Here is a 5,520-nt window from a genome sequence, read left to right on the forward strand (position 1 = left end):
CAGGCGCAACCGGTCCCCGTCGAAGAAGAGCTCATAGGTGCGACCGTTGATGCGGCGCTTCTCCGACGGGTTGTCGAGGATCGGCGGGGCTCGCCAGGTCATCCCCTGGACGCCGTAGTACTGACCGATGCCCGGCGCCTGGACCACGAGCCGGTACGCGCGGTACTTGCGGCGCCCGCGGTCGAAGATGTCGTAGGTGCGCTGGTCCTGCACGCGGTAGCGCGATCCGAGCGCCGCGAACTTCGGGTAGTACACGGGGAAGGAGAGCTTCGTCCCCAGCTTGATCGCCTCGTCCTCGGCCGCCCGGCGGGCCTCGAACAGCCCCTTCGGCACCCCCTGCGCCCGGCGGCGCTTCTGGGACTTCTCGCGCTTCCGGTCGCCGGTCGTGCGCGGCGTCCTGCCCCGCGACCCCGGCGAGCCCTTGGCGTTCAGGAACCGCCGGACGGTCCGGCGCAGCGCCTCCCGCGAGGTCACGAGGTAGTCCGCCTCGTCCTCGGCGGGGAAGCGGACCTCCTGGATGGGCTGCTTGGAGCTCTCGTAGGTGAGCTTGAGGAGTCGCAGGATGGCGCTGGTCCCGCGGATGTCCGTCTGCGTGTACCGCGCGAAGATCTTCAGCAGCTCGTCCCGGTCGCCGAACAGCCGGGACACGCCGATCTGCTCCTTGGCCTGGCGGAGGAAGTCCTGCTGCCGGGCGGCGCGCACCAGATCGGAGTCGAAGTGGCGGTAGCGGACGTAGTCCAGGGCGTCCTGCCCGCAGAGCCGCTGGTACCCCGCGTCGATGTCGATGGTCGCGTAGTTCCCCCCGCCGCCGTTGGGCGGGTTGTTGTCGTTGAAGTAGTCCCGGTCGATGTCGGCGTAGACGCAGCCCAGCCGGTTCACGGCGCGCTGGAAGCCACCGAAGTTGACGTTCACGACGTGGTGGACGTCGAACGGCTCGTCGACGCCGAGCAGCGCCTGGACGGTGCGCACCGCGAGCACCGGCCCGCCCAGCGAGTACGCCGCGTTGATGCGGTCCGTCCCGTAGCCGGGGATGTCGACCTTGAGATCCCGCGGGATCGACAGCACCGACGTCGCCCCCTTCGACGGGTCGAGCCGCACGAGGATCATGGTGTCCGACCGGGCGGGGTTCTTCTGGGCGATGTCGACGTACCGACGGTCCGATCCGAGGACGAGGATCGTCTGGGGCTTCCCGGCCTCCACGCCGGACAGGACCTCGGTGCCTCCGGCCCTCCCGTCCTTGTTGAAGCCCGGGATCGGCACCGAGTACTTCTCGAACGCCTGGGCGGCCTGATCGACCTCCAGGAGCACCGTCGTGGCGACCGGGATCGCCACCATCGACGCGATGATCAGCGCACCGGCCGCGAACCGCTTGTAGAGCCCCAGGGCGACGCGCGGGGGCCGCTCGTCCTCCGGGGCGCCCGTCACTTTCCGCTGGACCCGAACCGCGTCAGCGAGGCCGCGATCCCGAGCATCTGATCGTTGGACAGGTTGGTCGTCAGCGTGTTCGAGACCCAGTAGACGGCCTTCTTCGTCCGCCAGGCGACGAACCGCAGCCGCTCCCCGTCGCGGTACAGCAGCAACTTGCGGCCGTTGACCACGGTGGTCGAGGTCGGGCGCTTGAGCACCGGGGGCGTGCGCCAGGTCGTGCCCTGGACGCCGTAGTACTGGCCCTCGAGCTGGTTCTGCACCATCACCAGACGGTAGGCCTGGTGCTTCTTGCCGGCCCGGTCGCGCAGCGTGTAGACGCGCGGGTTCGGGTCGTTCTGGGAGTTCGACGTGAAGCGGCCGGAGGGCGTCGCCCGGGTCGGGAAGTAGAGGTCGAAGCCGAGCTTGCCCGACGCCACGGTGTTGGCGACCAGGTCCTCCCCCTCCTTGCGCGCCGACCGCAGCAGGGAGAAGTCGACCTTGCGGGTCGTCTTCTTCTTGGTCTTCTTGGTGGACGAGCTGCCGGAGGACGACGTCTTCTTCTTCTTCGGCGTGGCGAGGGGCGGCGGGTTCAGGAACCGCTTCACTGCGCGCGCGATCGCGGCGTCGTCGGAGGTGACGTACTGGACGCCGCCCTCGGTCGCGAAGGACGCTGGGAACGGCACCTGCTTGATCGGCTTGCCCGCCGAGAACAGCGCGAGCTTGACGACCGACTCGAGGCCGGTGACGCTCTTGAGCACCTTGTCCGTCTGCACCGCGGCGATGAAGATCCGCTGCATCTTGCCGGTGTCGTTGAACAGCGACGACGACCGGACCTGGTCCTTCATGGCCCGCAGGAAGTCCTGCTGGCGGGCGGCGCGTACGAGGTCGGAGTCCGCATGGCGGAAGCGCACGAAGTCGAGCGCCTTCTGGCCGCACAGCCGCTGGTAGCCAGGGTCGATGTCGATCTCGGCGTAGTGCTGGGAGACGGGTAGGCCGGCGTTGGAGTGGTAGTAGCGCCGGTCGATGTCGGTGTAGACGCACCCGATCTCCGTGACCGCCTTGCGGAAGCCACCGAAGTTGACGTTGATGACGTGGTTGACGTCGATGTTCAGGAGGTCCGTCAGCGTCCGCAGGGTCAGGGCGGGCCCGCCGAGGGCGTACGCGTCGTTGAGCTTGCTCGTCCCGTGCCCGGGGATCACGACCTTGAGGTCACGCGGGATCGAGAGCACGGTCGTCACGTCCTCGTCCGGATCGACGCGGACGAGCATCATGGTGTCCGAGCGCGCCGGAAGGCTCTTCTTCAGCGCCTTGTTGTTCTTCTTGAGATCGCTGTAGCGGCGGTCGGAGCCGAGCAGCAGGAACGTCCGCGGATCGCCCGCGTCGGCCCTCGTGACGCCGGGATCCTTGCTGCCACTGCTGACCTCGAGGCCGGGGATCTCCGGGATCTTGTCCGCGATCCCCTTGATCTGCAGCAGGCCCGCGGTGGCGGTGGCGACCGCGACGAGCAGCGTGATCGCGAGGCCGCCGAGCACCGCGCGCAGGACCTGGCTGCGAGCCAGCGCCGGTGGCCCGTCGTCGGGCGGCGACGTGGGCGGGAACCCGGCCATCTACGCGAGCCCCCCTTCGATGGAACCCAGCGGCGCCGGGTCGGTGACCGCGCGCAGTCCCTCGCCGCGCTGCTCCAGCCACGTGGGCAGGCCGCGGATGAAGTCACCGAGCGCCACGCGGTAGCGCTCCAGGGACGCCACCGAGACCCACTCCTCCGGACCGTGGTGACCGCCGCCGATCGGGCCGAACTCGACCGCGGGGACGCCGGCCTCGAGGAAGGAGATCGCGTCCGACGCGCCGTCGCGTCCGATGGACAGCGCCTCATCCTCGATGGCGCCGCTCACGGCGTCGCGCAGCGCCAGGACGAAGGGGTTCTGCCGGCTGACCATGGCGGGCGCCCGGGTGAAGCACTTGACGATCTCGAGATCGGGGATCGCGCGGATCTGGGCCAGGATCTCTCCGGGGTCCTGCGTCGGCAGGTAGCGGATGTCCACGTCCATCCAGCAGGCGTCCGGCACCTTGTTGAAGGCGTCCCCGCCCTCGATCCGGGCGAGGTTGATCGACGGGCGGTCGAACATGTCCGAGCTCTCCCGGCCGAACGGCAGCGTCTCGATCCGCCGGTAGGCGTCGTGGGCCTTGAGGATCGCGTTGTCCCCCAGCCAGGGGGTCGAGCCGTGTGCGGCCCGGCCGCTCACCTGGACGCGGATCGCCAGCACGCCCTTGGCCTGGATGCCGATGTGCAGATCGGTCGGCTCACCGGTGATGGCGAAGTCCCCGCGCAGCCCATCCGCGATGACGCGGTCCGTCGAACGGTCCTCCACGTCCTCGGACTCCTCGTCGGGCACGCAGAGGAAGAGCACCCGCACCCGATCCTGGCTGACGGCGTCGCTGGTGGCCAGCATCATGGCGGCGAGCGCGCCCTTCATGTCGTAGGCGCCTCGCCCGATCAGGCGGTCGCCCTCCACCCGCGGCACGAACTGCTCCGGGAAGGCGGGCACGACGTCGAGGTGACCGTGGAAGATCACCAGGGGGCCGTCGGCCGGGCCCGCCTCCGCCATGATGACCGGCAGCCCGTTGTGACCGCGGTGGGACACCGCGACGCTCCGTGACTCGAGCCATCCCTTGACGAAGGAAGCCGCGGCGTTCAGCTCGTCCGGCTTCGACGTGTCGTACGTCATCAGCCGCTCGGCGAGTGCGCGGGCGTCCATCTCCCCCTCAGGGTACCGGGCGCGCCGGTCCCGGCGGTTCACGTAGCCTGGGGCGCATGCCACGCATCGTCCTCTTCGGCGCCACCGGATACACCGGGGACCTGACCGCTCGCGCGCTCGTCGCCCGCGGGGCGCGCCCGGTCCTCGCGGCGCGCAACGCCTCCAAGCTCGAGCAGCTCGCCGCGGAGCTCGGCGGGCTCGAGACGGCGGTCGCCGACGTGGACCGGCCCGCGTCGGTCCGCGCCCTGGTCGAGGCCGGGGACGTCCTGCTGAGCACCGTCGGGCCGTTCTCGCGCTGGGGCGGGCCCGCGGCGGAGGCGGCGATCGGTGCGAAGGCCCACTACCTGGACTCGACCGGCGAGACCCCGTTCATCCGCGAGATCTTCGAGCAGTACGGTCCTCGCGCCGAGCAGGCCGGCATCGGCATGCTCACCGCCTTCGGCTACGACTGGGTTCCCGGGAACCTCGCGGGCGCACTGGCGCTGCGCGAGGCGGGCGACCGGGTCTCGCGCGTGGAGATCGGGTACTTCGCGACGGCGACGGGTTCGGGCTCCGGGTCCTTCGCGATGAGCGGCGGCACCAAGGCGAGCGTCGTGGAGGCGCTGACGTCGCCCAGCTTCGCCTTCCGCGGGGCGAAGATCGTCACGGAGCGCGGCGCCAAGCGCATCGCCCGCTACGAGACGCGTCCCGGCCACTGGAAGCCGGCGATCTCGGTCGGCAGCAGCGAGCATTTCGCGCTCCCCCGGCTCGCGCCGTCACTGCGGACCGTCGACGTCCACCTGGGGTGGTTCGGCAGCGCCGCACGACCGATGCAGGTCATGTCGGCGCTGACCGCACCGACGCTGAAGATCCCCGGAGCCGCGAACGCCGTCAAGGCGCTGGGAGCGCGCTTCGTCAAGGGCTCCACCGGGGGCCCCGACGAGGCGACGCGCGCCGCGAGCGGGTCCCTGATCTTCGCGACCGCCTACGACTCGGTCGGCAACGAGCTCTCCAGTGTGCGGCTGTCCGGGGTCAACGGATACACCTTCACGGCCGAGATCCTCGCCTGGGGCGCCATGACCGCCGCGTCGGGGGGTCTGCAGGGGACCGGTGCGCTGGGTCCGGCGGACGGCTTCGGCCTCGACGCGCTGGAGGCGGGCGCCCGCGAGGCGGGCATCCACCGCGACTGACCCACGGGGTAGTTCCGCAGCGTTCCGGGTACACCGATGCTGCGTGACCGTTCCCCAAGGAGTCCCAGAACACCACCCTCAGCAGGCCGAGCAGTGGCTCGGTCGCGTCGTGCTGGACGCGGACGGCGAGAGGGTCGGAAAGCTGAGCGAGATCCACTTCCTCGGCAGCAGGCCGCTCGTCGGCGAGA

General features: G+C 70.4%; 4 protein-coding genes. 1 reads left to right on the forward strand and 3 read right to left on the reverse strand.

From position 1 onward, the window contains the following. The 3 genes from ABYE80_RS16195 to ABYE80_RS16205 form a co-directional block, all read right to left on the reverse strand. On the reverse strand, positions 1 to 1,425 hold a 1,425-nt coding region (locus tag ABYE80_RS16195; RefSeq protein ID WP_372791342.1), incomplete at its 3' end, for an LCP family protein. Further along, positions 1,422 to 3,014, reverse strand: a complete 1,593-nt coding sequence (locus ABYE80_RS16200) for an LCP family protein (RefSeq protein ID WP_372791343.1) — start codon at positions 3,012 to 3,014, stop codon at positions 1,422 to 1,424. The genes ABYE80_RS16200 and ABYE80_RS16195, both read right to left, overlap by 4 nt. After that, positions 3,015 to 4,163: a M20 family metallopeptidase gene (locus ABYE80_RS16205; protein WP_372791344.1), complete on the reverse strand. Its 1,149-nt coding sequence runs from the start codon at positions 4,161 to 4,163 to the stop codon at positions 3,015 to 3,017. It abuts the gene before it with no gap. A gap of 56 nt (positions 4,164 to 4,219) precedes the next feature. Here ABYE80_RS16205 and ABYE80_RS16210 point away from each other — a divergent pair, with 56 nt between their 5' ends. Beyond that, entirely contained in the window at positions 4,220 to 5,332 is a 1,113-nt protein-coding gene (locus ABYE80_RS16210) for a trans-acting enoyl reductase family protein (protein WP_372791345.1), read from the forward strand. Positions 5,333 to 5,520: the final 188 nt, after the last annotated feature.

Origin of the sequence: Paraconexibacter sp., from assembly GCF_041602235.1 — a bacterium.
In the GTDB taxonomy this organism is placed as follows: domain Bacteria; phylum Actinomycetota; class Thermoleophilia; order Solirubrobacterales; family Solirubrobacteraceae; genus Paraconexibacter.